Genomic DNA, 25711 nt, shown 5'->3' on the forward strand with positions numbered 1-25711 from the left:
GGCCGCTCATGCCCTTTTCCCAGACGCTCAAGCTCGCCGTCCGCTTCTCGCTGCGCGAAATGCGCGGAGGCTTGCGCGGCTTCCTGATCTTCCTCACCTGCATCACGCTCGGCGTAGCGGCCATCGGCGGCGTCAATTCCGTGGCGCGTTCGATCACCACCGGCGTCGCCAATCAGGGCCAGGTTCTGCTCGGAGGCGATGTGCGCTTCCAGCTCAACCAGCGCGAAGCAAACCCCGATGAACTTGCCTTTCTGAAAAGCCTTGGAACGCTGTCCGAAAGCTCGAACATGCGCTCGATGGTGCGGCTTGAGGACGGTTCCGACCAGTCGCTGGCCGAGGTCAAGGCGGTTGACGCCGCCTACCCGCTGTTCGGCGGGCTTGTGACGGAGCCGGCATTGCCGCGCGAGGAGTTGTTCGGCGAAAAGGCCGGCGTTTTTGGAGCGGCTGCGGCCGACCTGCTGTTCGAACGCCTTGGGTTGAAGATTGGCGATCGGGTCAAGTTGGGCAAAGCCACCTTCGAGTTGCGGGCAAAGATCGTCACCGAGCCGGATGCCATTTCTGAGGGCTTTGGGTTTGCGCCGCGCCTCATGGTGTCCAATGCCGGTCTTGCCGCATCGGGCCTGGTTCAGCCGGGCAGCCTGGTCGAACACGCCTACAAGATCCGGTTGCCCGAGGGCGCCAGCGAGGCCCAGCTCGCCGGAATCCGCAAGCAGGCGGAGGAAAAGTTCCCGCAAGCCGGCTGGAGCATCCGCACCCGCACCAATGCCGCGCCAGCGCTCTCGGCCAATATCGAACGCTTCTCGCAGTTTCTGACACTGGTGGGGCTGACGGCCCTCATCGTCGGCGGTGTCGGCGTCGCCAATGCCGTTCGCGCCTATCTCGACGGCAAGCGCGGCGTGATCGCCACCTTCAAGAGCCTCGGCGCCTCCGGCGGCTTCGTCTTCACCGTCTATCTGGTGCAGATCATGATGATCGCGACGATCGGCGTGGCCATCGGCCTCGCGCTCGGCGCGCTGATGCCCTACGCGGCGGCCGCGGCCCTCTCAAGTGTCATTCCGGTGCCTGCCGAGGGCGGTCTCTATCCCGTCGCGCTCGCCATGGCTGCCCTGTTCGGTTTCCTGGTGACGCTGGCTTTCGCGCTGCTGCCGCTCGGCCGGGCACGCAACGTGCCGGCAACGGCGCTGTTTCGCGAAATGGGCTTTGGCGGCGGCGGTCTGGCGCCCTGGCGCTATGTTGCGGCCGCAGCGGGTCTTGCAGTGCTACTCGCAGCCCTGGCGGTCTGGTTCTCGAGCGACCGGCGCATTGCCCTGATCTTCGTCGGCGCGACGATCTTCGCCTTCGTGGTGCTGCGCGCGGTCGGGTTCGGCGTGCAGTGGCTCGCGCGTAAAAGCCCGCGCGTTCGCTCGACCGCGCTGCGACTGGCCATCGGCAACATCCACCGTCCCGGCGCGCTGACGCCCTCTGTCGTGCTCTCGCTCGGGCTGGGGCTGACGCTTCTCGTGACGCTGGCGCTGATCGACGGCAATCTGCGCCGCCAGATTGCCGGCAGCCTGCCGGAGCAGGCGCCGAACTTCTTTTTCGTCGATATCCAGGAGAGCGACCTCGACGCCTTTTTCGCGCTGATCGGGAAGGAAGCGCCCGAGGGCAAGCTAGTGCGAGTGCCCATGCTGCGCGGCCGGGTGATGGCGCTCAACGGGGTCGAGGTGCAGAAGCTGAAGGTGCCGCCCGCCGGCGCCTGGGTGCTCCGCGGCGACCGGGGCCTCACCTATGCCAAGAACCAGCCTGAAAACTCGACGCTGTCGGCCGGCACCTGGTGGCCGCAGGACTATCAGGGCGAGCCGCTGGTCTCTTTCTCAGCCGAGGAAGGCAACGAGCTTGGCCTCAAGCTCGGGGACACGGTGACGGTCAATGTGCTTGGCCGCAACGTGACGGCAAAGATAGCCAATTTCCGCGAAGTGAAGTGGGAATCGATGGGCATCAATTTCGTGATGGTGTTTTCGCCCAACACCTTCGCCGGCGCGCCGCATTCCTGGCTGGCGACGCTGTCGATCCCGGATGCCTCCATCGGTGAAGAGGCACGTATTCTGAATTCGGTCACCAAGACCTTCCCGGCGGTCACCAGCGTGCGCGTCAAGGATGCGCTGGAGGTGGTGAACCGTCTGGTCGGCCAGCTTGGCACGGCAATCCGCGTGGCGGCCAGCGTCGCGCTGATCGCCTCGGTTCTGGTGCTGGCGGGCGCGCTCGCGGCCGGCAACAGGGCCCGCATTCATGATGCGGTCGTGCTGAAGACGCTTGGCGCGACCCGACGCACGCTGATTGCCGCCTTCTCGCTCGAATACATGCTGATCGGGCTAGCGACGGCCATCTTCGCGCTCGCCGCGGGCGGGCTCGCCGCGTGGTTCGTTGTCGCACGTATCATGAAGCTTCCGGCGATCTTCCTGCCCGAAGTGGCTGTGGCCACACTGCTGATCGCGCTCGCCGTCACCGTCGGCATCGGATTGCTCGGCACCTGGCGGGTGCTTGGACACAAGGCGGCCCCGGTCCTTCGCAACCTCTAGAAAAGGAAGACCGGTGGCGAGGCGTCCGCCGGTCAAAAAGCATTAAATCTCGTTAATGAAGCGTTTTTTCTAAGCTTTTCGGGGCAATCACGCCCCGTTTCGGTCTGTAACGGGTCTTGTTCTCGCCTGAAAGAATCATCATATTTGCCCGAGGCATGCTGGAGTCCCGCCAGCGGCGCCTGGGTTTGAGTGAAATCCGACACCGGACGGGGCAGAAGCAACAGAGGAAATCAATGGCTGACCTTCGTAATTATCAGACGCGCGCCGCGCCCGCGGGTGCCCGCGCCGGTGCCGTCATCGACGAGGGCCTGCGCGCCTATATGCTCAAGGTCTACAACCTGATGGCGCTCGGCCTCGCAATCACTGGCGTGGCCGCACTGGCCACCATGATGGTGGCCACCACGAATGATCCGGCGACCGCCGTCGCCACGCTCGCCAACGGCAAGATGCTGACCAGCGCCGGTGTGGCGCTCTATGGCTCGCCGCTGAAGTGGGTGGTCATGCTTGCCCCGCTTGGAATGGTGTTCTTCCTGAGCGCCCGCATTCAGACGATGACCGTCTCCGGTGCGCAGACCGCGTTTTGGGTGTTCTCGGGCCTGATGGGCTTGTCGCTGTCGTCGATCTTCCTGGTCTACACGGCGCAGAGCATCGTTCAGACCTTCTTCATCACGGCTGCCGCCTTCGGCGCGCTGTCGCTTTGGGGCTACACGACGCGTCGTGACCTCTCCGGCATGGGCACCTTCCTGGTGATGGGCGTGTTCGGCCTGATCATCGCGATGGTCGTCAACATCTTCCTGCAGTCCTCGGCGCTGCAGTTCGCCATTTCGTCGATCGGCGTGCTGGTGTTCGCTGGCCTGACCGCCTACGACACGCAGAGCATCAAGGAGATGTATTTCGAGGGCGACGATGTGCTCGTTGCCGGTCGCAAGGCGATCATGGGCGCGCTGCGCCTCTATCTCGACTTCATCAACCTGTTCACCTTCCTGCTGCAGTTCCTCGGCAACCGCGACTAAGCGGAGCCTCGGGCCTTCAGGCCTGCGACTGGATCAGCAACCAGATTGGGGCGGCCCTTGGGTCGCCCCTTTTCTTTTGGGGTGCAATCTGCTTGAATTCAGGCAGAATCCAAAGGTGCCTAAATAATGAGCAGTATCAATATTCGGCCGGCCGTGCCGAGCGATCTCGACGCGATCACCTCGATCTATGAAGATGCGGTAATGCACGGCACAGCGACCTACGAACTCGAGCCGCCGTCCCGTGCCGAGATGGCGGAGCGTTTCACGGCGCTGCAGGTAGAAGGCTATCCGTATTTTGTTGCCGAGCGCGACGGTTCGGTCGTCGGCTATGCCTATGCCGGCCCGTTCAGGAGCCGGCCGGCCTATCGGTTCATCGTCGAGAATTCGATCTATCTGGCGCCGAGCGCCAAGGGACAGGGCGTCGGCCGGCTGCTTCTGGAGCGCCTGCTGGCCGAGGCGACCGCGCTCGGCTTCCGCCAGATGATCGCGGTGATCGGCGACGGCTCGCCGCAGAGCCCTTCCGTGCGCCTGCACGAGCGGGCCGGTTTCCGTCATTCCGGCGTGCTGGTAGGCTCGGGCTACAAGCACGGCCGGTGGCTGGATACGGTGTTCATGCAGTATGAGATGAATGGCGGCGCAAGTGCTGCGCCGGATCCCGAATCGCTGCCCGAGCGGAATTTTGCGGCCGGGCGCGGCTAGCTTTCACCACCAGGCTCAGGCCTGGTGGACCAGCTTCAGCTTCTTGTCGAAGATGCCCAGCACGCGGGCGAGCTCATGGCCGCGCTTGAGGATCAGCCCGCCGGCTGCGACGACGCTGAAGGCGCCCTGCTTCTTGGCCAGCTTCGGGTCCTTGACGATCTGGAACAGCGGGGTCTCCGAGGCGCGTCGGAATACGGAAAACACGGCGCGGTCGGAGAGATGGTCGATGGCATAGTCGCGCCACTCATTGGCGGCCACCATGCGTCCATACACCCTGAGGATCTGGTCCAATTCGCGCCGGTCGAAGGAAACCAACGCGTTCTGTCTTTCGCGTCTTGCCTCATGAAGCGGAATCAATATTGCCGATTCCTCCCCACCCTCCCCTGTCTTTCCGCGATCCATCATCCGGATGTGCCTTCCGTGACAACTCAGTGACAAGGAGGGTCGCGCTTTCATTTGCGAATTGCAAGCCCCGGAACCATCGGGTATACAACCAGTGGTAATCGGCAGTTCGGACAATCCGCAATCACAAGAGGATTTCCGTTCCCGGCAGGATGCTCACGAACGCATACATCCTGTTTTCATTGGTGATTCCACGCCATATTTCTGCCGCTTTTTATCCGCGTTCGCGCCCCATTGTCAGACGAGTTTGTACGCGTTGCCTGAGACGGTTCGGTCCGGCACTGGCCTGTAAACCCCAAGCCCCCCGCCCACGGGTCTGGGTCGGATCGAACCAACCTCGGTTTTCGAATGGAAAACCGAGTGCGACGATCCCAAACCAACTAACCGGTGCCGGCATCGATTTGGGCGCCGGTTTTTTTATTACCGCTTATTTCAGGGACTGCTTCTGCTCGTCCGTCTTGCGAAAGATCGCCGCGCCGAGGATAGGGCCGGGCACGCCATCCTTGCCGACCGCCTGCAGCAGCACGGCGCAACCGCCGTTCTCAGCGATCTTATTGGCCGGGAATTCGTATTTGGCAGCTTCGCCGCGCCACACACCGGCCGTCTTCACATCGATCACCGAGTTCCAATAGGTGATAGAGCGACCTTCATTCTCGCCCTTCTTCATGTCCACGCGCTGCGGCGGACCGAAGAAAACCAGCACCACATGCGCTTTGCGCGGGGCTGCGCCATTGGCGCCACCCGCTTCGATCATCAGGCTGTCACCGGACTGCTGGACCGACACGTCGACGCTTAGTCCCTCGCCGGCCTTGTTGAGCTCGTCGAGCGCATCGGCGATGTCGGCGCGTTTGGCTCCGTTGACGTGGATCCGTCCGTTGATCACCGCCTGCGGTGTGTAGACGGATCGAGTGCCGAAGGAGCGTGAATAGGCATATTGGCGGTCGGTGCTGTCCGGGTTGCTCAGCGTGTCACGCCAGCCCAGATAGTCCCAGTAGTCGACATGATAAGCCAACGCCACCAGGTCGCTGTTGGTCGCGAATTCCTCAAAAAGCTTGTCGGCGGGCGGGCAGGTGCTGCAGCCCTGGCTGGTGAACAGTTCGATCACGCCGCCAGGCCGAGTTCCTGCTCCGGCCGTAGCCGCAAAAACTGGCATTGCCAGCGCCAACACCGCTAGCCGGAAAACCAAACGCGATTTCATGACCGTTCCAAGGATGTCGGCCGGTAGTGCCAGCCCGTTCTCATTGCCAAAACAATAGGCAGATGCAGACCTCAAGGTGAAGTCACGTTGCGGTGACAACTGGGGACAGCAGGCGCAATGTTTAGGCAAATCAGGCCGCAAATCCGGAATTTTTTGCCGAAGTGGCCAAGAAAAAGCCGCCGGCGCGAACGCCGGCGGCTTTCAAAGAGCTATCCGAAGCGACTGGCTCAGGCGGCCAGATCGCGCAGCACGTACTGCAGGATGCCGCCGTTCTTGAAGTAGTCGAGCTCGTCGACCGTGTCGATGCGGCAGAGGATCGGAACGTCCTTCACCGTGCCATCGGCGAAGGTGACCTTGGCGACCATCTTCTGGCGCGGACGGATGTTCTCCAGCCCGTCGATCGTCACGGTCTCGTCGCCCTTCAGACCGAGCGAGGCCCAGGAGGTGCCTTCCTCGAACACGAAGGGGATGATGCCCATGCCGACCAGGTTCGAGCGGTGGATGCGCTCGAAGGACTGGGCGATCACCGCACGCACGCCGAGCAGGTTGGTGCCCTTGGCAGCCCAGTCGCGCGAGGAGCCGTTGCCGTATTCGATGCCGGCGAAGATGACCAGCGGCACGCCTTCCTGGCGATACTGCATGGCCGCGTCATAGATCGGCATCTCTTCCTTGGACGGATAGTGGATGGTGTAGCCGCCTTCGCGTCCGTTTTCGCCCAGCATGTGGTTGCGAATGCGGATGTTGGCGAAGGTGCCGCGCATCATCACTTCATGGTTGCCGCGACGCGTGCCGTACTGGTTGAAGTCGGCGACGGCCACGCCATTGTCGGTGAGGTACTTGCCCGCGGGCGAAGCTGCCTTGATCGAACCGGCCGGCGAGATGTGGTCGGTGGTGATCTTGTCGCCGAACAGGCCGAGCACGCGCGCGCCTTTGATGTCGCCGATGGCACCCGGCTTGGCGCCCATGCCGACGAAGTAAGGCGGGTTCTGCACATAGGTCGACTTGTCGTCCCAGGTGTAGGTCTGGCCGCTCGGGGCCTGCACCTTCTGCCAGTTCTCGTCGCCCTTGAAGACGTCGGCATATTTGCGGGCGAACAGCTCGCGGGTGACGTTCTTGGCGATGAACTCCTCGATCTCCTGGCTCGACGGCCAGATGTCCTTGAGGAACACCGGCTTGCCGTCCTTGTCCTCGCCGATCGGCTCGGTGGTCAGGTCCTTGGTGACCGTGCCGGCGAGCGCGTAGGCGACGACCAGCGGCGGCGAGGCGAGGTAGTTGGCCTGCACGTCCGGCGACACGCGGCCTTCGAAGTTGCGGTTGCCGGACAGAACGGCGGCCGCAATCAGGCCCTTGTCGTTGATGGTCTTGGAGATCGGCGCCGGCAGCGGGCCGGAATTGCCGATGCAGGTGGTGCAGCCGAAGCCGACGAGGTTGAAGCCGATCTGGTCGAGCTCCTTCTGCAGGCCGGACTTCTCCAGATATTCGGCCACGACCTGCGAACCGGGAGCCAGCGAGGTCTTCACCCACGGCTTCTGCTTGAGGCCGATGCGATTGGCGTTGCGGGCGAGCAGGCCCGCACCGATCAGCACGCTCGGGTTCGAGGTGTTGGTGCAGGAAGTGATGGCCGCGATCGCCACGTCGCCGTGGCCGAGATCGTGGTCCGTGCCTTCGACGGCATAGCGCTTGGCGATGTCGACGGTCTTCTTGTACTCGGTCTCCATCGCCTTCGCGAAGCCGGCCGGGATGGTTTCGAGCGCGGCGCGACCTTCGGGGCGCTTCGGGCCGGCCATGGACGGCACAACCTCGCCGAGGTCGAGCTCGAGCAGGTCGGTGAAGACCGGATCGGCCGAGGAAGTGTCACGCCACATGCCCTGGGCCTGCGAGTAGGCTTCGACCAGCGCAATGCGGTTCTCGGCGCGGCCCGACATGTTGAGGTAGCGGATGGTCTCGGAATCGACCGGGAAGAAGCCGCAGGTCGCGCCATATTCCGGCGCCATGTTGCCGATGGTTGCGCGGTCGGCCAGCGTCATGTTGGAGAGGCCAGGGCCGAAGAATTCGACGAACTTGCCCACCACGCCCTTCTTGCGCAGCATCTGCGTGACGGTCAGCACCAGGTCGGTGGCGGTGACGCCTTCCTTGAGCTTGCCGGTGAGGCGGAAGCCGATGACCTCAGGCAGAAGCATGGAGACCGGCTGGCCGAGCATGGCCGCCTCGGCCTCGATGCCGCCCACGCCCCAACCCAGCACGCCCAGGCCGTTGACCATGGTGGTGTGCGAATCGGTGCCGACGCAGGTGTCCGGATAGGCCGTGGTCACGCCGTCTTCGGTGTTGGTCCACACCGTCTGGGCGAGATATTCGAGGTTCACCTGGTGGCAGATGCCGGTGCCGGGCGGAACCACGCGGAAGTTGCGGAACGCCTGCTGGCCCCACTTGAGGAACTTGTAGCGCTCTTCGTTGCGCTGATATTCGAGCTCGACGTTGCGGGCAAAGGCGCGCGGGGTGCCGAACTCATCGACGATGACCGAGTGGTCGATGACCAGGTCGACGGGCACCAGCGGGTTGATCTTCTCGGGGTCGCCGCCGAGATTCTTGATGCCGTCGCGCATGGCGGCAAGATCGACCACGGCCGGAACGCCGGTGAAGTCCTGCATCAGCACGCGCGCCGGGCGATAGGCGATCTCGACGCCGGCGGTGCCGCGGTCGACGAGCCAGCCGGCAATCGCCTGGATGCTTTCCTTGGTGACGGAGCGGCCGTCTTCGTTGCGGAGAAGATTTTCCAGCAGCACCTTCATCGAATAGGGCAGCTGGGCGATGCCAGTCAGGCCGTTCTTTTCGGCCTCGGGCAGGCTGTAATAGACATATTCCGCATCACCAACCTTGAGTGTTCTGCGGCAATTGAAGCTGTCGAGAGATTTGGACACGTGCGATCCCTAACTGTCGGTTGCCGATTGGGGAAACGGACGCCAGTGCATGCAATCACGCGCAAAGGTGCGGGTACGGCCATTTCCGCTGTCCGCTTCCAAGCATCCCGGCCGTTCAAGGCGGCGCGCGAGCAGGTTCGGCGCTAATTCTGTTACCACGCCGACCGCTGGCATGGTTGGCTGGGATATAGAGAATTTCCTGGAATAGTTCTAGAGCGATAAAAGCAAATTTGCTGCAACGCACATCGAGCGCGGAGCGCGGCTTGGCGAAGGGGACAGGATGCGGCTGATCGCCGAAAATATCGAGGGACGGCGCGCCGGCGAAGCTATCTTCTCCGGCATTGGCTTCACCCTCAGCGAGGGCGACGGGCTGATCGTCACCGGTCCGAACGGAGCCGGCAAATCAACCTTGCTGCGCGTGGTAGCGGGCCTTCTGCCGCTGGCCGATGGCCGGCTCGTATTCGAGGACGGCGGCGAGGACTTTCCCTCGGTCGAATCAGCCTGCCACTTTCTCGGGCCCGACAATGCGATGAAGACCGCGCTGACCGTTTCCGAAAACCTCGCCTTCTGGCAGTCGTTTTTCGGGCGGCCGCATCTTTCGATCCTCGAGGCGCTTGAAATGGTCGGCCTGGAAACGATCGGCCACCTGCCCTTCGGCTATCTGTCGACCGGGCAGCGTCGGCGCGTTTCGATCGCCAAGCTCATGGTCAGCCACCGTCCGGTCTGGCTGCTCGACGAGCCGACCTCCGGTCTCGACAAGCATTCGGAAGCGCACTTTTCCGAGCTGATGCGCACCCATCTTCTCGGAGGCGGCATGATCGTTGCCGCGACTCACTTGCCGCTCGGGCTGGAAGGCCTGCAGGAACTCCGGATGGGGGGACACTGATGCTGGCTCTCTATCTCCGCGATGTCAGGCTTGGCATCCGCGCCGGCGGCGGCGCGCTGACCGGCGTGCTGTTCTTCCTTGCCGTTATCGTCACCATTCCCTTCGGCGTCGGCCCCGATCTCAACCTGCTTGCCCGGATCGGCCCGGCCATTCTCTGGATCGGCGCGCTGCTGGCCTCGCTGCTCGGCCTCGACCGCCTGTTCCAGGCCGAACGTGAGGACGGCTCGCTGGATCTGATGGTGCTCAACCACGATCGCCACCTCTTGGCCCTCACCGTCTTCGTCAAATGCCTGGCGCACTGGACGGCCAGCGTGCTGCCGCTGGTGGTTGCGGCACCGCTGCTCGGCCTGTTCATGAACATGGAGCCGGTGGGCATCGGCGCGACCGCGCTGACACTGCTGGTCGGCACGCCGGCCATCACCTTCATCGGCGCGGCGGGTGCGGCGGTTGCCGTGTCGCTGCCGCGCGGCGGCCTCCTGGTATCGGTGCTGGTGCTGCCGCTGGTGATCCCGGTGCTGATCTTCGGCGTCTCGGCAAGCTATGGCGCGGTGAACCATCCGAACCCGTTTCTGCAGCCTTTTCTCATCCTTTGCGCGCTGACCTTGTTACTCGCCGTCATCGGTCCCGTGGCCGCGGCGCTGGCCCTGCGTTCCGGGGCGGATTGAGCATTTTGCAGCCAAGCGGCATCGCACAAATGCGGCTAAAACAATCAGCGGCGCCATCACGATCGGATCATCCCGAATTCGTCGCAGGGCGATTCGATTGCGGAGCTTGAGCGGCCCGGCTATGTAACGGTGATGAGCAAGACAGCTTCTCACAGCGCAGAACGCCTCGGTCCCGGACTGCCGGGCAGGAGACCTCTATGACCGTGCATGCGCTTTACGTTTCCGCGGCCTACGGCATTTCGGCCCTGGTGCTCGCCGGGCTGGTGGCTTGGATTTTCGTAGACCAGCGCGCAAGGCGCAGGGAGATGGCCGAGCTTGAGGCCAGCGGTGCGCGCCGCCGCTCCGACCGCAAGGGGCCCGCAGCATGACCATGCAGAACGAACAGCCTAAATCGCGCCGCAAGCTGCTGGTGCTGCTGCCGCTGGCGGTGTTCCTCGTTCTGGCCGCCGTGTTCCTATCCCAGCTTCTGTCGGGTCGCGACATTTCGGCCGTGCCTTCGGCCCTGATCGGCCGCGTGGCTCCTGAAACCAAACTGCCGCCACTCGACGGCGTCGAACTGCCGGGGCTCGATTCCTCGGCCTTTGCCGGCAAGGTCACACTTGTGAACGTCTTTGCCTCCTGGTGCGCGCCATGCCGCGAGGAGCATCCGGTGCTACTGGCGCTGTCGAAGGACAAACGCTTCGATCTCGTCGGCATGAACTACAAGGACAAGCCCGAGAATGCCCGCCGTTTCCTCGGCGAACTCGGCAATCCTTATCGAGCCATCGGCGTCGATGCAGCAGGCCGTACGGCGATCGACTGGGGCGTCTATGGCGTGCCGGAGACCTTCGTCATCGGCCGTGACGGCAAGGTGGCCTTCAAGCATGTCGGCCCGATCACGCCCGAGTCGGCGGAGAAGGTGCTGATGCCCGAAATCGAAAAGGCGCTGGCCGCTCCCACATCCTGAGGCTGTCGTCTCCACCAAATTGGGAGTGTTGCATGAACGAAATTTCTTCGACTGCCGCTCCAGCCATCCGGGACCATTTCGAAATGCAGGCCAAGGCCTGCGATGGGCTTGGCTCTCCTTTTACCGCAAGGCTGTGCCGCACGCTTGCCGGCTTGCTCGATGAAAGCACGCGGACAGGTCGGCGTGTCTTGGAGTGGCCGGGCAATCCGCGTGACGACGCCCTGGCGCTCAGGCTTTGCGGCGGTTTGCATGCGCTCGTGCTTTTGGGCTCGGACCGGCAGCTTGCCGCCATCTATCCGCCGCAGCAGGTCGACGATCAGACGATGCGCCTGGTGCTGACGGAGGCAATCGCGCGCAACGACCAGGCGCTCTTCGCTGCACTCGACAATGCGCCGCAAACCAACGAGATCGCCCGCTCGGGCATGCTGCTTCCCGGCTTCTTGGCCATTGCGCGCGAAACGGGGCTGCCCTTTGCGCTGCACGAGATCGGCTCGAGTGCGGCGCTCAATCTGCAGTTCGACCGATTCTTCTATCGCTACGGCGAGGCGGAGTGGGGCGATGTAGCCTCGCCGGTTCGGCTAGCACCGGTACTGCGCGGCAAGCTGCCGCCGCTGGACGGGGAATTGGGCGTTCTATCCCGCCACGGCTGCGACGTCGCGCCGGTCGATATCGGCAAAGCGGCTGATCGCTTGCGCCTGCGTTCCTACATTTGGGCCGACCAGGCGCAGCGGCTTGAACGACTCGACGCCGCCATCGGCCTGGCATCGAGCACCGCCTTCACGCTGGAAAAGGCTGATGCCGCCGATTTCGTGCGCGCGAAACTGGCGACGCGCCAGCCTGGCTCGGTCTTCGTGCTCTTCCATTCGATCATGTGGCAATACATGCCGCAGTCGACGCGGGACAGTATTGCTGGAGCACTCGAGGAGGCGGGGAAGGAAGCTTCCGGCGATGCGCCCATTGCCTGGCTGCGCATGGAGCCGCTGTCGACCAGCGACCCCTTTGCGACGCTCAGTCTGACGCTATGGCCGGGCGGCGAGACCAGGCATCTTGCCAAATGCGACTATCACGGCCGCTGGATCGAGTGGCTGTAGCTTCCGGCACTCCCTTGCCGGAAGCGCGGCGCGCAGAATTGGATCAGCCGTAGACCTGACGATAGGCGTGGTAGAGCATTTCGCTGCGGTTGCCGTTGATGTCGGCAAGATCGCGCGGGGTCAGGTTCTGGATTTCGGCTACGAGCGCATTGTAGCGGCGGCGCTTGGCAATGCGGTCCTTGGCGATGGCGATGGTGTTTGCAAAGATCATGACGGGTTCTCCTTCTGGGCCGTCGCATTCCCGGCGACGGTTCGGATCCTCCCTGATCACGCGCAAAGTCTGCCACAGTCATGCTGCGGTGCAATAAGTATTGCTGCATCGCAGGAGTGCTGCGAATGCATGCCGGGTTAATGCTTTATGAATCGGCCGAATTCGACCAGGCTTGCCCGCATCATATCGCGGATCACTGGATCACTCAGGATAGGCTCGAAGTCGGGCGGCTTCTTGCCGATCAGTGACACTTCCAGCTCCGCGCCGTCAAAAACCGCAAGGGACATGGTCTTCAATATCTCGCGCAAGGCCGCGCGGGCGAACATCGATCGCGGCGAAGCGTGGACCAGCATCACTGGCTTGCCGATCGGCGCCTCCCCGGAAACCAGCCAGTCGAGCGCATTCTTGAGGCCGCCCGGCACGCCATGGGCATATTCCGGGCAGGCGATGATCAGGCCATCGGCAAGGGCGACCGCCTCGATCAGGCGCGACACCTGGGGCGGAGTGCGCTCGGCCTCTTCATCCGGGCTGAAGATGGGCAGCCCTCCGAGCCCGTCATAGACGGCAAGCTCGAATTCCGGCGGTGCGGTATCCCGCAAGGCGTGCAGCAGCGCCATGTTGGTAGAGGTCGCGCGCAGGCTGCCGCATATGCACAGCAGCCTCATCATGGCCGGCCCTGTCGCTTCGGAGTTGTCGAGGCCGTGCGTGTTTCGGTGAACTCCACGGCGGCCTCTAAAAACCTATTTCTTGAAGCGCTCGTCCAGCGAGTGCCGCATGATCAGCGGCATCTGGCTGAAGGTGAAAAGCAATGTGATGGGCATGATGCCCCAGACCTTGAAGGCGACCCAGGTGTCGGTCGAAAAGTTCCGCCACACGATCTCGTTGGCAATGGCCAGGAACAGGAAGAAGAACCCCCAGCGCAGGGTCAGGATCTTCCAACCTTCCTCGTCGAGCCGGAAAGCGCTGTCGAAGACGTAGCCGAGCAGGGATTTTCCGAACAGAAGCCCGCCGAGCAGCGAAACGCCGAACAGCGTATTGACGATGGTTGGCTTCATCTTGATGAAGACGTCGTCCTGCAGCCACAGCGTCAGGGCGCCAAACACGAACACCACGATGCCCGACACCAGCGGCATGATCGGCAGGCTGCGCATCAACAGCCATGAGGCGATGAGCGCAATTGCGGTGGCGATCATGAACAGGCCGGTGGCGACGAAGATCGGGCCGCCGAAGTCGCTGAGGACCGGGAATTTCTCGACCAGCCACGTGCCCCGGGCATTGGCGAAGAAGAAGACGAGCAACGGCCCAAGCTCAAGCGCAAGCTTGAGCAGCGGGTTGATTTCCTTCTTCTTCGGGTCGGCCGGGTCGCGTTCAAAGACTGGTGCGTTCATGGTCTCTTTCTTACGCATAATCTTGTCCAAAGAGTCCAAAACTCCTTGGGATCATGCCTAGGCTACTCCAGCGATCGCTTTTGCGAAATCGCCTGCGGAAAATGGTTCGAGGTCGTCGACCTGCTCGCCGACGCCGATGAAATAAACCGGCAGCCGGTGCTTGGCGGCGATGGCGACCAGAATGCCGCCGCGCGCGGTGCCGTCGAGCTTGGTCATCACCAGACCGTTGACGCCGGCCACGTTGCGGAAAATCTCAACCTGGTTCAGCGCGTTCTGGCCGGTGGTGGCGTCCACGGTCTGCAACACGGTATGCGGGGCTTCGGGATCGAGCTTGCCCAGAACGCGCACGATCTTTTCCAGTTCCGCCATCAACTCGGCCTTGTTCTGGAGCCGGCCGGCGGTGTCGATGATCAGCACGTCGGAGCCGGCGGCCTTGGCCTTCTCGAAAGCATCGTAGGCGAGGCCCGCGGCGTCGGCGCCAAGCTTCGAGGAGACCACCGGCGAGCCGGTGCGCTCGCCCCAGATCTTCAGCTGTTCGATCGCCGCCGCGCGGAAGGTGTCGCCGGCAGCCAGCATCACCGACAGCCCGCCTTCGGTGAGTTTGGCGGCGAGCTTGCCGATGGTCGTTGTCTTGCCGGTGCCGTTGACGCCGACGACCAGGACGACGTGCGGCTTGTGCGACAGGTCGAGCTCGAGCGGGATGGCGACCGGCTTCAGCACCTTCTCGACCTGTTCGGCCATGACGGTGCGCACTTCCGTGTCAGAGACATCCTTGCCGTAGCGGCTGGACGATAGCGCATCGGTAATGCGGATCGCCGTCTCCATGCCGAGATCGGCGCGGATCAGCACGTCTTCCAAATCCTGCAGCGTGTCCTCGTCCAGCTTGCGCTTGGTGAAGACGCCGGCGATGCTGCCGGAAAGCTCCTTGGAAGACCGCGAAAGGCCCTGCTTCAGGCGCTGGAACCAGGTGAGTTTTGGCGCAGGCGCAGCCGGGGCGACGGGTTCGGCCTTCTGCTCGACCTTTTTGGACACTGTCACCTTGCCCGCGGGGGCAGGGGCAAGCGGTGCCGTCGCGGGCGGCACGGCGGTTTCCGTCGCTACGCTCAAGGCGGAGAGCGACGCATCCTGCGCAGGTGCGGGCTTTTCGGCTTCCGAGATTGTTTCAATCGGCGTGATTTCGGGCGCGACTTCGTCGCGCAGCGGGTCGACTTCTACCGGCGAAGGCTGGCGAAGCGGCGGCAGCACCTCCGCAACTGGTAGTTCCGCGATAGTCTCGCGGGCAGGCGTCGGCGCAGCGACTGGCGGCTCGGCCGTTTCGGACGTGGGCTCTGTCGGGCCGGGTGTGGGCTCGGGAATTTCGACCGGCAGCTCTTCGGGCAGTTCCGCGGGCTCTTCCGGGACCTCGGAAGGAACTTCTGGCGGAACTTCCGATGGAGCCGGGGTCGGCTCGGCAGGAGTAGGTTCGGGTGCCGGCTCGTCGGGCAGGGGAGCGGGCTCTTGCAGGGCAGGCGCAGGCTCTTCTTCCCCCTTGAGGGGGAGAAGGTCCGAAGGAGCAGAGGAGGTCGGCTCAACCGTTGCCGGCGCTTCAGCAACGACAGACGTTTCGGTCGCGCTCGACGGCTCTGCGCTCTCGACCCGATCGACAACCTCGTCGATCGACCCTTCGCTAGCGGGTGAGGGCGCGGCCGGCGCCTCGGTTGCGGGCGTCTGCTGTTCCAGAACTGGTGTTGTTGGAGCTTCCGTTTCCGGAGCAGCTTCCTCGGCCGGTTTCTTGCCGAAGGAGAAGACTTTCTTGATGAAGCCGAATGCCATGCTGTTTCTACTCAGGCCGCGGCCATCGCGGCGGGCGCGGCGATCAGCCGGGCGCCGTCCTGGCCGGTAATTGTGGCGGCAACGATGCTGCCCGGGGCGCCGCCTTCAATGGCCGCAAGCGTAAAACCTTCGGTGCGACCAAGCCCGTCGCGCTCGATGAGGATCGACTGGCTGGTTCCCACCAGTCTTTCGAGATGCCGGCGATAGGCCGCCTCGCCAGCAGCGCGCAGGCGCGCAGCGCGCTCCTTGATGGCGCGGCCGTCTACCTGCGGCATGCGCGCGGCGGGTGTGCCTTCGCGCGGGCTGAAGGGGAAGACATGGAGATGGGTCAGCCCGCACTCTTCGACGATCCTCAGCGAGTTTTCGAACATCGCCTCGGTTTCGGTGGGGAAGCCGGCGATGATGTCGGCGCCGAAGACGATGTCGGGGCGCAGGCGCCGCACCTCCTCGCAGAAGCGGATGGAATCGTCGCGCAGATGCCGCCGCTTCATGCGCTTCAGGATCATGTCGTCGCCTGCCTGCAGCGACAGATGCAAATGCGGCATCAGCCGCTTTTCGGTGGCGATCGCGTCCATGAGGTCGTCGTCGGCCTCGATGGAATCGATGGACGAGAGCCGCAGTCGCTGCACCTCGGGCACCTGGCGCAAAATGGTCTTCACAAGCTTGCCCAGTTTTGGCGCGCCCGGCAGGTCGGCGCCGAAGCTCGTCATATCGACGCCGGTCAGCACGACCTCGGCGTAGCCATTGCCGGTCAGACGCTTGACCTGGTCGACCACCGCACCCATGGGCACCGAGCGCGAGTTGCCGCGGCCGTAGGGGATGATGCAGAAGGTGCAGCGATGGTCGCAGCCGTTCTGCACCTGAACGAAGGCGCGCGCGCGGCCCTCGATGGCATCGACCATGTGGCCGGCTGTTTCGCGCACGGAAAAGATGTCGTTGACCCGCGCCTTTTCGGTGTCGTTGACGCCGAAATCCGGAAGCGCGCGGTAATTGTGCGCCTTCAGCTTTTCCTCGTTGCCGAGCACTAGGTCGACCTCGCCCATGTCGGCGAAGGCATCCGGATCTGTCTGGGCAGCGCAGCCGGTGACGATGATGCGGGCGTCGGGATTTTCACGCCGCGCCTTGCGGATCGACTGCTTGGCCTGGCGCACGGCCTCTGCCGTGACGGCGCAGGTGTTGAAGATCACCGCGCCATTCTGCAGCGCGCCAAGGCCGGCGGCCTCGGCCTCGCGGCGCATCACTTCCGACTCATAGGTGTTGAGCCGGCAGCCGAAGGTGATGATGTCGATACCCATCAGGCGACGTCCTGCTGGTCGCGCTGCCACGCGCCGGTGGCGGGGTCGAAGGCGCCCGAAAACTCCCACTCGGCCGGGCCGGTCATGATGACGTGGTCGTCATCGCGCCATTCGATCACCAGCGGGCCGCCGGGAACGGTGACCGTGACTTTGCGGTCGGTCCGGCGGGTGCGCGCCCCGCAAACCGCAGCCGCGCAGGCGGCCGAGCCGCAGGCGCGCGTCAGGCCCGCACCGCGCTCCCATGTGCGCAGCGTGATGGCGTCCCGCGCCGTGACCTGAGCGATGGAAATATTGGCGCGCTCGGGGAAGATGGGGTGGTTCTCGAGCATCGAGCCGAAGCGGTCCAGATCATAGGACCAGACGTCGCGATCGACCCAGAATATGGCATGGGGATTGCCCATCGAAGCGACGGAAGGCGAGTGCAGCACCGGTGCATCGATGGGGCCGATCTGCAATTCGATCATGCGCGTGTCGCGGAATTCCTCGGCGAGCGGGATTTCCTGCCAGCCAAAGCGCGGCTTGCCCATGTCGACGGAGATCAGCCCGTCATCATGTTCCCGGGCATTCAGGATGCCGGCGACCGTCTCGAAGGTGAACACCTTCCGTCCGGTCTCGGCAGACAGCGCCTGCACCACGCAGCGCGTGCCGTTGCCGCAGGCCTGTGCCTGGCTGCCGTCGGAATTGATGATCTCGATATAATTGATGGTGTCGGCGGTACGCGGATCATGAATGGCCATGATCTGATCGAACTTGGTGGCCGGATCGGCATTGAGCGCGATCGCCGCCGCCGGGGTCACGCGATCCATACGCCCACGCATGTCGGCAACGATGATCTCGTTGCCGAGCCCATTCATCTTGGCGAAAGGCGCAGTCGTGCTCATCCGGCCTATATGGCGGAAACGCCGGCGAATTACCAGTATGGAGAAGGCCGTGCGGCTATTGCGCCACGGCCCTCCGGTTGGAAGCTTCACATCTTGCGGGTCGACTCGAACAGGAACCAGGCGCGACGCTCGGCCTCGTCGATGTAGTTTTCCAGGAGGCTGGCGGTTGCGACGTCATTTTCCTCTTCGCAGATGTCGTGCGTGCTGCGCATGCTGGCAATCAGCGCCTCGTTGTCTTCGCGCAACTCGCTCAGCATGTCCTCGGGCGTGACGAAATCGGCGTCATTGTCTTGGATGCGCTGCAGCCGGGAAATCTCGCCGATGGAGTGCAGCGTGACGCCGCCGAGCTTGCGGGCGCGTTCGGCCAGCACGTCGGTCATCTCGAAGATCTGGTCCCCGTGTTCGTCCAGCAGCAGATGGTAGTCGCGGAAGTGCGGACCGCTCATGTGCCAGTGGAAATTCTTGGTCTTAAGATAGAGTGCAAAAACGTCAGCCACGAGCGCGTTGAGCGCGGCCGTGATGTCGCGGCGTGCATTGTCGCCAAGCCCCGTCGGCGTGGTGAGCGGTGCCTTGCGGTGGGCCTTGGCGGCGGTGGTGGTGTCCGGCATGGTGAAGCTCCCTCTTGGTGTGCGTTGCCATCCAGAAATGCAGACCTTCGAACTCCGTTCCAAACCGCGCCGCGGTTTGGCCGGTCGAGCCTGATTTTATTCCCGCGCCGGCTTTGGCACGTCCCAAACCTCGCCGGCCAGCATGGCGCGGAAACGTTCGCGGGCGATCTGCTGGTCGTCCAGCGCCTGTTCGAGCTTGGCGCGCGGTTCGTCTATCGGCTCGTTGGTGAGATGGAACGTGCCCCAATGGCAGCCGGCGGCGAAGGCGGCGTTGCACAGCTGCATGCCGCGCACCGCCTCATCCGGGTTCTGGTGCTGCGGGGCCATGAACCAGCGCGGCTCATAGGCGCCGATCGGAAGGATGGCGAGGCGGAAGCCGCCATGCTTCTCTGCCATCTGCCGGTAGTGAGCTCCCTCGTGAAACCCGGTATCGCCGGCGAAATAGATCTTGCCGGACGGCGAGTCGACGACGAAGCCCGACCAGAGCGCCATGCGCCTGTCCTTGGTGCCGCGGGCCGACCAGTGGTGCGCCGGTTCGATATGCACGGCGATGCTGTCGAACTCGAAGCGGTCGCCCCAGTCGCCGGTCACGATCCGCATCTCCGGGGCGCGGCTTCGGACGATCGTGTCGTTGCCCAGCGGCGTTATCACGAGCGGGTCGTGTTTGGCCTGAAGCCGCTTCAGCGTCGCCAGATCGAGGTGGTCGTAGTGGTTGTGGCTGAGCAGGACGATGTGGATCTGCGGCAGTTCATCGAAAGAAATCCCGGGCGGGTTGACCCGCTTGGGTCCCGCGAAGGGCAGGGGCGAGACCCGCGCCGACCAGACCGGGTCGGTGAGGATGTTTATCCCCTCGATCTGCACCAGCAGCGAGGCGTGACCGACCATCGTCACCCGGAGGTCGCCGTCCGACACGGCCCGTGCGGGCGTCGTTCGCGGAAAAGGGCTCGGCCATGACGCCGGCCATTTGGCGCGCCCGCCGCCGAACTGCCACTTCAGCAGCGCCGAAAAGCTGCCGGGGGCCTTTCCATTGGGATTGAAGAAGACACGGCCGTCGAAATGATCGCTGAGGGGACCCCGATAATATGGATTGGGAGGTTTCGGCCGTCTCGCCATGCAGGCTCCTGGGCAATCGTTGCGGAGTAGGTAAAGGATAATGACCGGGGAGACTGGCGCAAGCTTTTGCCGTGGCAAGTGCCAACAGCGTTTCATCCGGTTTGCTAGGGTCGCGATCTATCCCGCAGCGGGCTGCGGGGAGAAGCCGAGCCGGGGGTGCGACGATGGTCATGAAGCGGACGAAGCAGCCCTGGATGTCGGCGGACGAATTCGGCCGCTCATTGCCGCACGGCGTCGGCATCAATCTCCTGGTCCGTGAAGTTGCGCCCATGGAGGCTTTCTGCCGGGACGTGCTGGGAGCCACGATCATCTATGCCGACGAGGATTTCGCGGCGGTGGAACTGCTGGGGTCCGTTTTCATGCTGCATGCCGACCACTCCTACAGCGACAATCCGATGAGTGGGACGGTGACAGGCGTCGAGGCGCGCGGAGCCGGTCTGGAGATCAGGCTCTATGGCAGCGACCCCGACGCGGTCGAGGCTCTCGCCCGCGAGCACGAACACATTGTGCTGTCGGGCGCGGTCGACAAACCGCATGGATTGCGTGAATGCCATGTGGTGGGCCCTGACGGCTATATCTTCGTGCCCAGCCGTTCGATCGGCGGATAACCGCCTGGACGCAAAGGATAATTCAGCCCGAGACGGGCTTGGATTTGACTGCGCGAGGCAAAAACTCATGCGATATTTTTGCAACAGCGGTGCAATGCAAACCGGATATTAACCATAGACGGTTGAAATTTGGCCAACATCGGCCTGTTTGTGGGGCCGATGATTTTGATCGGGCGGGTGACCGTCCCGACGGAGGTATGGCATGATTTTTTCGAGAACGGGCCTGTTGGCCGTATCGGTGATGGCGTTGGCGGCAAGCGGCTGCCAGAGTTCGCGTATTTCTTCCCTGGATACACAGCCTGCACCGCTCGTGCCCGCGCCGACCGGACAGGTCACGAGCGGCCAGTTGCCGCCGCCGGTTGCTCCGGGCACCGCCGATCCCTCGCAATTCCCCGCAGCCCCTGGCGGCGGCACGCAGGTTGCCGGGCTGCCGCCGGCATCCGGCGGACCGGCTGGCAACGGGCCGGCTATCACGGCCGGCAGCGTTGCCGGTGTATGGAACGCCTCGGTGGGCGGCCAGACCTGCCGTGTGGCAACGCCGCAGACCAAGTTCGGCCAGGGCTACCGCGCCGGCCCGCTGCGCTGCCCGTCGCCGATCGACGCTGTAAAGTCCTGGAGCGTCGCCGGAAGCCAGCTTACGCTCTATGATGAGAATGGCAGCCCGCTGGCACGGCTCTCCTCGTCGGGTCCGGAGAAGTTCTCCGGTCAGACCGAGAGCGGCGTTCCGGTCTCGCTCAGCCGCTGACGACAGTGGTCCCGCGCGGCCGGCAAGTCCATGGCGGCCGCGACTAGGATGAACGACAGACTTTCCAGAGACATGGCCGATGCATCTGCGTGAAGGTATTCAGACGCGTGTGACGGTCAGGCAGCGCTACGACCATCTGGTCGAGACCAAGGCGATCGCGCGCGACCCCGCGCAGGAAGTAATCGTCACGGCGCTCGACCATCTCATCGACGAGATTTCCCAAAAGCGGCTGGCAAAGAAATCCAGCGCGCTCGGCTGGCTTTTCGGCAAGAGGCGCGAGCGCAGCGTTCCCGTCAAAGGCCTTTACATCCATGGCGATGTCGGTCGCGGAAAGACCATGTTGATGGACATGTTCTTCGAGCTGGTGCCGGTGCGGCGCAAGCGCCGCATGCATTTCAACGACTTCATGGCGGATGTGCAGGACCGCATCCAGAAGCACCGGCTGGCGCGCAAGAACGGCGAGACCAAGGACGACGATCCGATCCCCCCGGTGGCCGCGGCGCTGGCAGAAGAAGCCTGGGTCCTTTGCTTCGACGAATTCACAGTGACCGACATCGCCGATGCGATGATCCTGTCGCGGCTTTTCTCGGCCCTATTCGCCAATGGCGTGGTGCTGGTGGCGACCTCAAACGTGGCGCCCGACGACCTCTACCGGGATGGCCTCAATCGCGGTCTTTTCCTGCCCTTCGTCGAGGTGCTGAAGCGCCATGTCGATGTGCTCGACCTCGATGCCGACAAGGACTATCGCCTCGAGAAGCTCAACCGCCTCCCGGTCTATATGAGCCCGCTGGGGGCCGAGGCCGACCGGCAGATGGACGAGGCCTGGCAGACCGTTACCGCCGGGCAAGCGGCCGCGCCGGCGACGATTTCCCTCAAGGGGCGCCACATCGCAGTGCCCCTGGCCACGGAAGATACGGCGCGCTTCACCTTCGCCGATCTCTGCGAGCAGCCGCATGGCGCACGCGATTTCTTGGCGATTGCCGCGCGTTACTCGACGGTCTTTGTCGATCACGTTCCTGTGCTGGCGGAAGGCAAGCGAAATGAGGCCAAGCGCTTCATCCTGCTGATCGACACTCTATATGACCACCAGATCAGGCTGGTCGTCAGTGCCGCGGCCCCGCCGCAGGCGCTGTACACCGGCAAACGCGGCGTCGAGGCATTTGAATTCGACCGAACCGTCTCCAGATTGATGGAGATGCAGAGCCGGGATTGGCTCGACGGCTGGACGGAGCGTCATGGGAAAGCTCGACCTTCACTTGAAGTCGGCAAAACAATGTCCGTGTGAAAGCGTTTTGCTGCAAAATTTTGACGTTTACGTAATTCCCATCAATTCTAAACGATTGAAATATTTAGGGTCAAAATAATCGGTTGAATTTCCACAGTCTTGGCGCTATCTCAGCCGCGGAATTCTGGCTGCATACGCCCGCTCATTCTGGCCTAAACGCTCTCCTCCGGCGTCTTTCGCGCCGGGCCACAGCAAAGGGAAATATCCTCACATGGCACGCAACAAGATCGCCCTCATCGGTTCCGGCATGATCGGCGGCACGCTCGCCCACATGATCGGTCTCAAGGAACTCGGCGATGTCGTCCTGTTCGACATCGCGGAAGGCATTCCGCAGGGTAAAGGGCTGGATATTGCCGAGTCCTCGCCCGTCGACGGCTTCGACACCCGCTATGTCGGCGTGAATGACTATGCCGGTATCGAGGGTGCGGACGTGTGCATCGTCACCGCCGGCGTGCCGCGTAAGCCCGGCATGAGCCGCGACGACCTCCTGGGTATCAACCTCAAGGTCATGGAGCAGGTTGGCGCCGGCATCAAGAAGTATGCCCCCAACGCTTTCGTCATCTGCATCACCAATCCGCTCGACGCCATGGTCTGGGCTCTGCAGAAGTTCTCGGGCCTGCCCAAGAGCCACGTCGTCGGCATGGCCGGCGTGCTGGACTCGGCCCGCTTCCGCTACTTCCTGGCGGAAGAATTCAAGGTTTCGGTCGAGGACGTCAGCGCCATGACGCTGGGCGGCCACGGCGACGACATGGTGCCGATGGTGCGCTACTCGACGGTTGCCGGCATCCCGCTGCCTGATCTGATCAAGATGGGCTGGACCAGCCAGGAGAAGCTTGACGCCATCGTCGAGCGCACCCGCAAGGGCGGCGGCGAGATCGTCGGCCTGCTCAAGACCGGCTCTGCCTACTACGCCCCGGCCGCCTCGGCGGTCGCCATGGCGGAGAGCTACCTCAAGGACAAGAAGCGCGTCCTGCCCTGCGCGGCCTATCTCAGCGGCCAGTATGGGCTCAAGGACATGTATGTCGGCGTGCCGGTCGTGATCGGCGCTGGCGGCGTCGAGCGCATCATCGAGCTCGACTTCAACAAGACCGAAGAGAAGATGTTCGAGAAGTCGGTGGATGCCGTGAAGGCGCTCTGCGATGCCTGCGTGACCATCGCTCCGAACCTCGGCAACAAGTAAAGGTCGTCGGCCGATGAATATTCATGAATATCAAGCCAAGGCGCTGCTGAAGGGTTTCGGCGCGCCGGTGGCCGATGGCGTTGCCATCTTCAGCGCGGGCGAGGCGGAAGCTGCTGCCAAGTCGCTCCCCGGGCCGCTTTATGTGGTGAAGAGCCAGATCCACGCCGGCGGGCGCGGCAAGGGCAAGTTCAAGGAACTTCCTGCCGATGCCAAGGGCGGCGTGCGCCTGGCCAAGTCGATTGACGAAGTCGTGGCCTTCACCAAGGAAATGCTCGGCAACACTCTGGTGACCAAGCAGACCGGCGCCGATGGCAAGCAGGTCAACCGCCTCTACATCGAGGACGGCGCCGACATCGACCGCGAGCTCTATCTCTCGATCCTGGTCGACCGTTCGGTCGGCCGCGTCGCCTTCGTGGTTTCCACCGAAGGCGGCATGGACATCGAGCAGGTCGCACACGACACGCCCGAGAAGATCATCACGGTCGCCATCGATCCCGTCACCGGGGTCACCGATGGCGACGTCAAGCAGCTCAACGAGGCGCTGAAGCTCTCGGGCGAGGCGGCCAAGGACGGCGAGAAGCTGTTCCCGATCCTCTACAAGGCCTTCGTCGAGACGGACATGAGCCTGCTTGAGGTCAATCCGCTGATCGTCATGAAGAACGGCCGCCTGCGCGTGCTCGACGCCAAGGTCTCGTTCGACAACAACGCGCTGTTCCGTCACCCCGAGATCCTCGAACTGCGCGACACCACCGAAGAGGACGCTAAGGAAATCGAGGCGTCGAAATACGACCTCGCCTACGTTGCCCTCGATGGCGATATCGGCTGCATGGTCAACGGCGCGGGCTTGGCGATGGCCACGATGGACATCATCAAGCTCTATGGCGCCGAGCCCGCCAACTTCCTCGACGTCGGCGGCGGCGCTTCCAAGGAGAAGGTCACGGCTGCGTTCAAGATCATCACGGCCGATCCGAATGTGAAGGGCATCCTCGTCAACATCTTCGGCGGCATCATGCGTTGCGACGTCATCGCCGAAGGCGTGGTCGCGGCGGTGAAGGAAGTGGGCCTCCAGGTTCCGCTGGTCGTGCGCCTGGAAGGCACCAATGCCGCGCTCGGCAAGAAGATCATCAACGAGAGCGGCCTCAACACCGTGTCGGCGGACGATCTCGACGACGCCGCCAAGAAGATCGTCGCGGCGGTGAAGGGAAACTGAGCTGATGTCCATTCTCATCGACAAGAACACCAAGGTTCTGGTTCAGGGCCTCACCGGCAAGACCGGCACCTTCCACACCGAGCAGGCGCTCGCCTACCACGGCACCCAGATGGTCGGCGGCATCAACCCCAAGAAGGGCGGCGAGATGTGGGCCGGCTCGAAGGGCGAGACCCTGCCGATCTTCGCAAGCGTTGCCGAGGGCAAGGACAAGACCGGCGCCAATGCGTCGGTCGTCTACGTGCCGCCGGCAGGCGCCGCGGCCGCGATCATCGAAGCGATCGAGGCCGAGATCCCGCTGATCGTCTGCATCACCGAGGGCATTCCGGTGGCCGACATGGTCAAGGTCAAGGCGCGGCTTGAGAAGTCGAAGTCCCGCCTGATCGGGCCGAACTGCCCCGGTCTCGTCACGCCCGACGAGTGCAAGATCGGCATCATGCCCGGCAACATCTTCCGCAAGGGCTCGGTCGGCGTTGTTTCGCGCTCCGGCACGCTTACATACGAAGCTGTGTTCCAGACAACCAATGCCGGTCTTGGCCAGTCGACTGCGGTCGGCATCGGCGGCGATCCGGTGAAGGGAACGGAATTCATCGACGTGCTCGAAATGTTCCTCGCCGACGACGAGACCAAGTCGATCATCATGATCGGCGAGATCGGCGGCTCGGCTGAAGAAGACGCCGCGCAGTTCCTCATCGACGAGGCCAAGCGCGGCCGCAAGAAGCCGATGGCCGGCTTCATCGCGGGCCGTACCGCCCCTCCCGGACGCACCATGGGCCATGCGGGCGCCGTGATTTCCGGCGGCAAGGGCGGTGCAGAAGACAAGATCGCTGCGATGGAAGCCGCGGGCATCCGCGTTTCGCCGTCGCCGGCTCGACTGGGCACCACGCTCGTCGAGGCGATCAAGGGCTGATCGCCCTCAGGCAATGTGCCGGACCGCCACAGGCCCGGCACATTGGAGGCGAAGAAGGCACGGGAAACCGTTCGGGTGCGGCGTGGCCGCAG

At 63.6% G+C, this 25711-nt stretch carries 25 protein-coding genes; 14 read left to right on the forward strand and 11 right to left on the reverse strand.

Annotated elements, in window-relative coordinates; genetic code table 11:
- Positions 1-8: 8 nt before the first annotated feature.
- From M2281_RS09985 to M2281_RS09995, 3 genes are all read left to right on the forward strand, one after another.
- The gene (locus M2281_RS09985; RefSeq protein ID WP_280820903.1) at positions 9-2558 is read left to right on the forward strand and encodes an ABC transporter permease; all 2550 of its coding nucleotides are present in this window, start codon (positions 9-11) and stop codon (positions 2556-2558) included.
- A 233-nt stretch (positions 2559-2791) separates the two neighbouring features.
- Positions 2792-3571 carry a Bax inhibitor-1/YccA family protein gene (locus M2281_RS09990; RefSeq protein WP_280820904.1) on the forward strand — a complete coding sequence of 260 codons (780 nt, stop codon included), beginning with the start codon at positions 2792-2794 and terminating at the stop codon, positions 3569-3571.
- Between the two features lie 126 nt (positions 3572-3697).
- Positions 3698-4270 carry a GNAT family N-acetyltransferase gene (locus tag M2281_RS09995; protein WP_280820905.1) on the forward strand — a complete coding sequence of 191 codons (573 nt, stop codon included), beginning with the start codon at positions 3698-3700 and terminating at the stop codon, positions 4268-4270.
- A gap of 15 nt (positions 4271-4285) precedes the next feature.
- Here the strand turns inward: M2281_RS09995 and M2281_RS10000 are convergent, their stop codons facing one another.
- The 3 genes from M2281_RS10000 to acnA form a co-directional block, all read right to left on the reverse strand.
- Positions 4286-4675: a DUF2794 domain-containing protein gene (locus M2281_RS10000; RefSeq protein WP_280820906.1), complete on the reverse strand. Its 390-nt coding sequence runs from the start codon at positions 4673-4675 to the stop codon at positions 4286-4288.
- Between the two features lie 424 nt (positions 4676-5099).
- Positions 5100-5870, reverse strand: a complete 771-nt coding sequence (locus tag M2281_RS10005) for a DUF1223 domain-containing protein (RefSeq protein ID WP_280820907.1) — start codon at positions 5868-5870, stop codon at positions 5100-5102.
- A 227-nt stretch (positions 5871-6097) separates the two neighbouring features.
- Positions 6098-8788: an aconitate hydratase AcnA gene (acnA, locus tag M2281_RS10010; RefSeq protein ID WP_280820908.1), complete on the reverse strand. Its 2691-nt coding sequence runs from the start codon at positions 8786-8788 to the stop codon at positions 6098-6100.
- 280 nt (positions 8789-9068) lie between these two features.
- Between acnA and ccmA the strand changes: the two genes are divergently transcribed.
- From ccmA to M2281_RS10035, 5 genes are all read left to right on the forward strand, one after another.
- A complete protein-coding gene (gene ccmA / locus M2281_RS10015) occupies positions 9069-9674 on the forward strand; it encodes a heme ABC exporter ATP-binding protein CcmA (RefSeq protein WP_280820909.1) in 606 nt (201 codons plus the stop codon).
- Entirely contained in the window at positions 9674-10339 is a 666-nt protein-coding gene (gene ccmB, locus M2281_RS10020; RefSeq protein WP_280820910.1) for a heme exporter protein CcmB, read from the forward strand. Before ccmA ends, ccmB begins: the two co-directional genes overlap by 1 nt.
- A gap of 197 nt (positions 10340-10536) precedes the next feature.
- A complete protein-coding gene (gene ccmD, locus M2281_RS10025; protein WP_106723249.1) occupies positions 10537-10707 on the forward strand; it encodes a heme exporter protein CcmD in 171 nt (56 codons plus the stop codon).
- Positions 10704-11285 (forward strand): DsbE family thiol:disulfide interchange protein, encoded by a 582-nt coding sequence (locus M2281_RS10030; RefSeq protein WP_280820911.1) that lies wholly within the window; start codon positions 10704-10706, stop codon positions 11283-11285. Before ccmD ends, M2281_RS10030 begins: the two co-directional genes overlap by 4 nt.
- 32 nt (positions 11286-11317) lie before the next feature.
- Positions 11318-12376: a DUF2332 domain-containing protein gene (locus M2281_RS10035; protein ID WP_280820912.1), complete on the forward strand. Its 1059-nt coding sequence runs from the start codon at positions 11318-11320 to the stop codon at positions 12374-12376.
- A 43-nt stretch (positions 12377-12419) separates the two neighbouring features.
- On the opposite strand, the gene M2281_RS10040 is transcribed toward M2281_RS10035, so the two are convergent.
- The 8 genes from M2281_RS10040 to M2281_RS10075 form a co-directional block, all read right to left on the reverse strand.
- Positions 12420-12587 carry a DUF1127 domain-containing protein gene (locus tag M2281_RS10040; protein ID WP_280820913.1) on the reverse strand — a complete coding sequence of 56 codons (168 nt, stop codon included), beginning with the start codon at positions 12585-12587 and terminating at the stop codon, positions 12420-12422.
- Positions 12588-12724: 137 nt separating this feature from the next.
- Entirely contained in the window at positions 12725-13255 is a 531-nt protein-coding gene (locus M2281_RS10045) for an NADPH-dependent FMN reductase (RefSeq protein WP_280820914.1), read from the reverse strand.
- A gap of 72 nt (positions 13256-13327) precedes the next feature.
- Positions 13328-13975, reverse strand: coding sequence for a septation protein A (locus tag M2281_RS10050; protein WP_280820915.1), 648 nt, complete (start codon positions 13973-13975; stop codon positions 13328-13330).
- 57 nt (positions 13976-14032) lie between these two features.
- Positions 14033-15787 (reverse strand): signal recognition particle-docking protein FtsY, encoded by a 1755-nt coding sequence (ftsY, locus tag M2281_RS10055; protein ID WP_280820916.1) that lies wholly within the window; start codon positions 15785-15787, stop codon positions 14033-14035.
- Between the two features lie 11 nt (positions 15788-15798).
- Positions 15799-17082, reverse strand: a complete 1284-nt coding sequence (gene mtaB, locus M2281_RS10060; protein WP_280820917.1) for a tRNA (N(6)-L-threonylcarbamoyladenosine(37)-C(2))-methylthiotransferase MtaB — start codon at positions 17080-17082, stop codon at positions 15799-15801.
- On the reverse strand, positions 17082-17963 hold the full coding sequence (gene dapF, locus M2281_RS10065; protein ID WP_280820918.1) for a diaminopimelate epimerase: 882 nt from the start codon (positions 17961-17963) through the stop codon (positions 17082-17084). Before dapF ends, mtaB begins: the two co-directional genes overlap by 1 nt.
- Before the next feature lie 86 nt (positions 17964-18049).
- The gene (locus M2281_RS10070; RefSeq protein ID WP_280820919.1) at positions 18050-18571 is read right to left on the reverse strand and encodes a Dps family protein; all 522 of its coding nucleotides are present in this window, start codon (positions 18569-18571) and stop codon (positions 18050-18052) included.
- 96 nt (positions 18572-18667) lie between these two features.
- Entirely contained in the window at positions 18668-19684 is a 1017-nt protein-coding gene (locus M2281_RS10075) for an MBL fold metallo-hydrolase (protein ID WP_280820920.1), read from the reverse strand.
- Positions 19685-19854: 170 nt separating this feature from the next.
- Here M2281_RS10075 and M2281_RS10080 point away from each other — a divergent pair, with 170 nt between their 5' ends.
- The 6 genes from M2281_RS10080 (at position 19855) to sucD (ending at position 25619) form a co-directional block, all read left to right on the forward strand.
- Positions 19855-20292, forward strand: coding sequence for a hypothetical protein (locus M2281_RS10080; RefSeq protein WP_280820921.1), 438 nt, complete (start codon positions 19855-19857; stop codon positions 20290-20292).
- A gap of 202 nt (positions 20293-20494) precedes the next feature.
- Positions 20495-21037 carry a protease inhibitor Inh/omp19 family protein gene (locus M2281_RS10085; RefSeq protein ID WP_280820922.1) on the forward strand — a complete coding sequence of 181 codons (543 nt, stop codon included), beginning with the start codon at positions 20495-20497 and terminating at the stop codon, positions 21035-21037.
- Positions 21038-21116: 79 nt separating this feature from the next.
- On the forward strand, positions 21117-22322 hold the full coding sequence (zapE, locus tag M2281_RS10090; protein WP_280820923.1) for a cell division protein ZapE: 1206 nt from the start codon (positions 21117-21119) through the stop codon (positions 22320-22322).
- A gap of 211 nt (positions 22323-22533) precedes the next feature.
- Complete coding sequence (gene mdh, locus M2281_RS10095) at positions 22534-23502, forward strand: malate dehydrogenase (protein ID WP_280820924.1); 969 nt, start codon at positions 22534-22536, stop codon at positions 23500-23502.
- Positions 23503-23515: 13 nt separating this feature from the next.
- Complete coding sequence (gene sucC / locus M2281_RS10100) at positions 23516-24712, forward strand: ADP-forming succinate--CoA ligase subunit beta (RefSeq protein ID WP_280820925.1); 1197 nt, start codon at positions 23516-23518, stop codon at positions 24710-24712.
- Between the two features lie 4 nt (positions 24713-24716).
- The gene (sucD, locus tag M2281_RS10105) at positions 24717-25619 is read left to right on the forward strand and encodes a succinate--CoA ligase subunit alpha (protein ID WP_280820926.1); all 903 of its coding nucleotides are present in this window, start codon (positions 24717-24719) and stop codon (positions 25617-25619) included.
- Positions 25620-25711 lie beyond the last annotated feature (92 nt).

Origin of the sequence: Pseudaminobacter soli (ex Li et al. 2025), from assembly GCF_029892515.1 — a bacterium.
Lineage (GTDB): Bacteria > Pseudomonadota > Alphaproteobacteria > Rhizobiales > Rhizobiaceae > Pseudaminobacter > Pseudaminobacter soli_A.

Coding starts and splice junctions, on each gene's coding strand:
- M2281_RS09985 (WP_280820903.1), top strand. CDS start 9: ATGCCCTTTTCCCAGACGCTCAAGCTCGCCGTCCGCTTCTCGCTGCGC.
- M2281_RS09990 (WP_280820904.1), top strand. CDS start 2,792: ATGGCTGACCTTCGTAATTATCAGACGCGCGCCGCGCCCGCGGGTGCC.
- M2281_RS09995 (WP_280820905.1), top strand. CDS start 3,698: ATGAGCAGTATCAATATTCGGCCGGCCGTGCCGAGCGATCTCGACGCG.
- M2281_RS10000 (WP_280820906.1), bottom strand. CDS start 4,675: ATGATGGATCGCGGAAAGACAGGGGAGGGTGGGGAGGAATCGGCAATA.
- M2281_RS10005 (WP_280820907.1), bottom strand. CDS start 5,870: ATGAAATCGCGTTTGGTTTTCCGGCTAGCGGTGTTGGCGCTGGCAATG.
- ccmA (WP_280820909.1), top strand. CDS start 9,069: ATGCGGCTGATCGCCGAAAATATCGAGGGACGGCGCGCCGGCGAAGCT.
- ccmB (WP_280820910.1), top strand. CDS start 9,674: ATGCTGGCTCTCTATCTCCGCGATGTCAGGCTTGGCATCCGCGCCGGC.
- ccmD (WP_106723249.1), top strand. CDS start 10,537: ATGACCGTGCATGCGCTTTACGTTTCCGCGGCCTACGGCATTTCGGCC.
- M2281_RS10030 (WP_280820911.1), top strand. CDS start 10,704: ATGACCATGCAGAACGAACAGCCTAAATCGCGCCGCAAGCTGCTGGTG.
- M2281_RS10035 (WP_280820912.1), top strand. CDS start 11,318: ATGAACGAAATTTCTTCGACTGCCGCTCCAGCCATCCGGGACCATTTC.
- M2281_RS10040 (WP_280820913.1), bottom strand. CDS start 12,587: ATGATCTTTGCAAACACCATCGCCATCGCCAAGGACCGCATTGCCAAG.
- M2281_RS10045 (WP_280820914.1), bottom strand. CDS start 13,255: ATGATGAGGCTGCTGTGCATATGCGGCAGCCTGCGCGCGACCTCTACC.
- M2281_RS10050 (WP_280820915.1), bottom strand. CDS start 13,975: ATGAACGCACCAGTCTTTGAACGCGACCCGGCCGACCCGAAGAAGAAG.
- ftsY (WP_280820916.1), bottom strand. CDS start 15,787: ATGGCATTCGGCTTCATCAAGAAAGTCTTCTCCTTCGGCAAGAAACCG.
- mtaB (WP_280820917.1), bottom strand. CDS start 17,082: ATGGGTATCGACATCATCACCTTCGGCTGCCGGCTCAACACCTATGAG.
- dapF (WP_280820918.1), bottom strand. CDS start 17,963: ATGAGCACGACTGCGCCTTTCGCCAAGATGAATGGGCTCGGCAACGAG.
- M2281_RS10070 (WP_280820919.1), bottom strand. CDS start 18,571: ATGCCGGACACCACCACCGCCGCCAAGGCCCACCGCAAGGCACCGCTC.
- M2281_RS10075 (WP_280820920.1), bottom strand. CDS start 19,684: ATGGCGAGACGGCCGAAACCTCCCAATCCATATTATCGGGGTCCCCTC.
- M2281_RS10080 (WP_280820921.1), top strand. CDS start 19,855: ATGAAGCGGACGAAGCAGCCCTGGATGTCGGCGGACGAATTCGGCCGC.
- M2281_RS10085 (WP_280820922.1), top strand. CDS start 20,495: ATGATTTTTTCGAGAACGGGCCTGTTGGCCGTATCGGTGATGGCGTTG.
- zapE (WP_280820923.1), top strand. CDS start 21,117: ATGCATCTGCGTGAAGGTATTCAGACGCGTGTGACGGTCAGGCAGCGC.
- mdh (WP_280820924.1), top strand. CDS start 22,534: ATGGCACGCAACAAGATCGCCCTCATCGGTTCCGGCATGATCGGCGGC.
- sucC (WP_280820925.1), top strand. CDS start 23,516: ATGAATATTCATGAATATCAAGCCAAGGCGCTGCTGAAGGGTTTCGGC.
- sucD (WP_280820926.1), top strand. CDS start 24,717: ATGTCCATTCTCATCGACAAGAACACCAAGGTTCTGGTTCAGGGCCTC.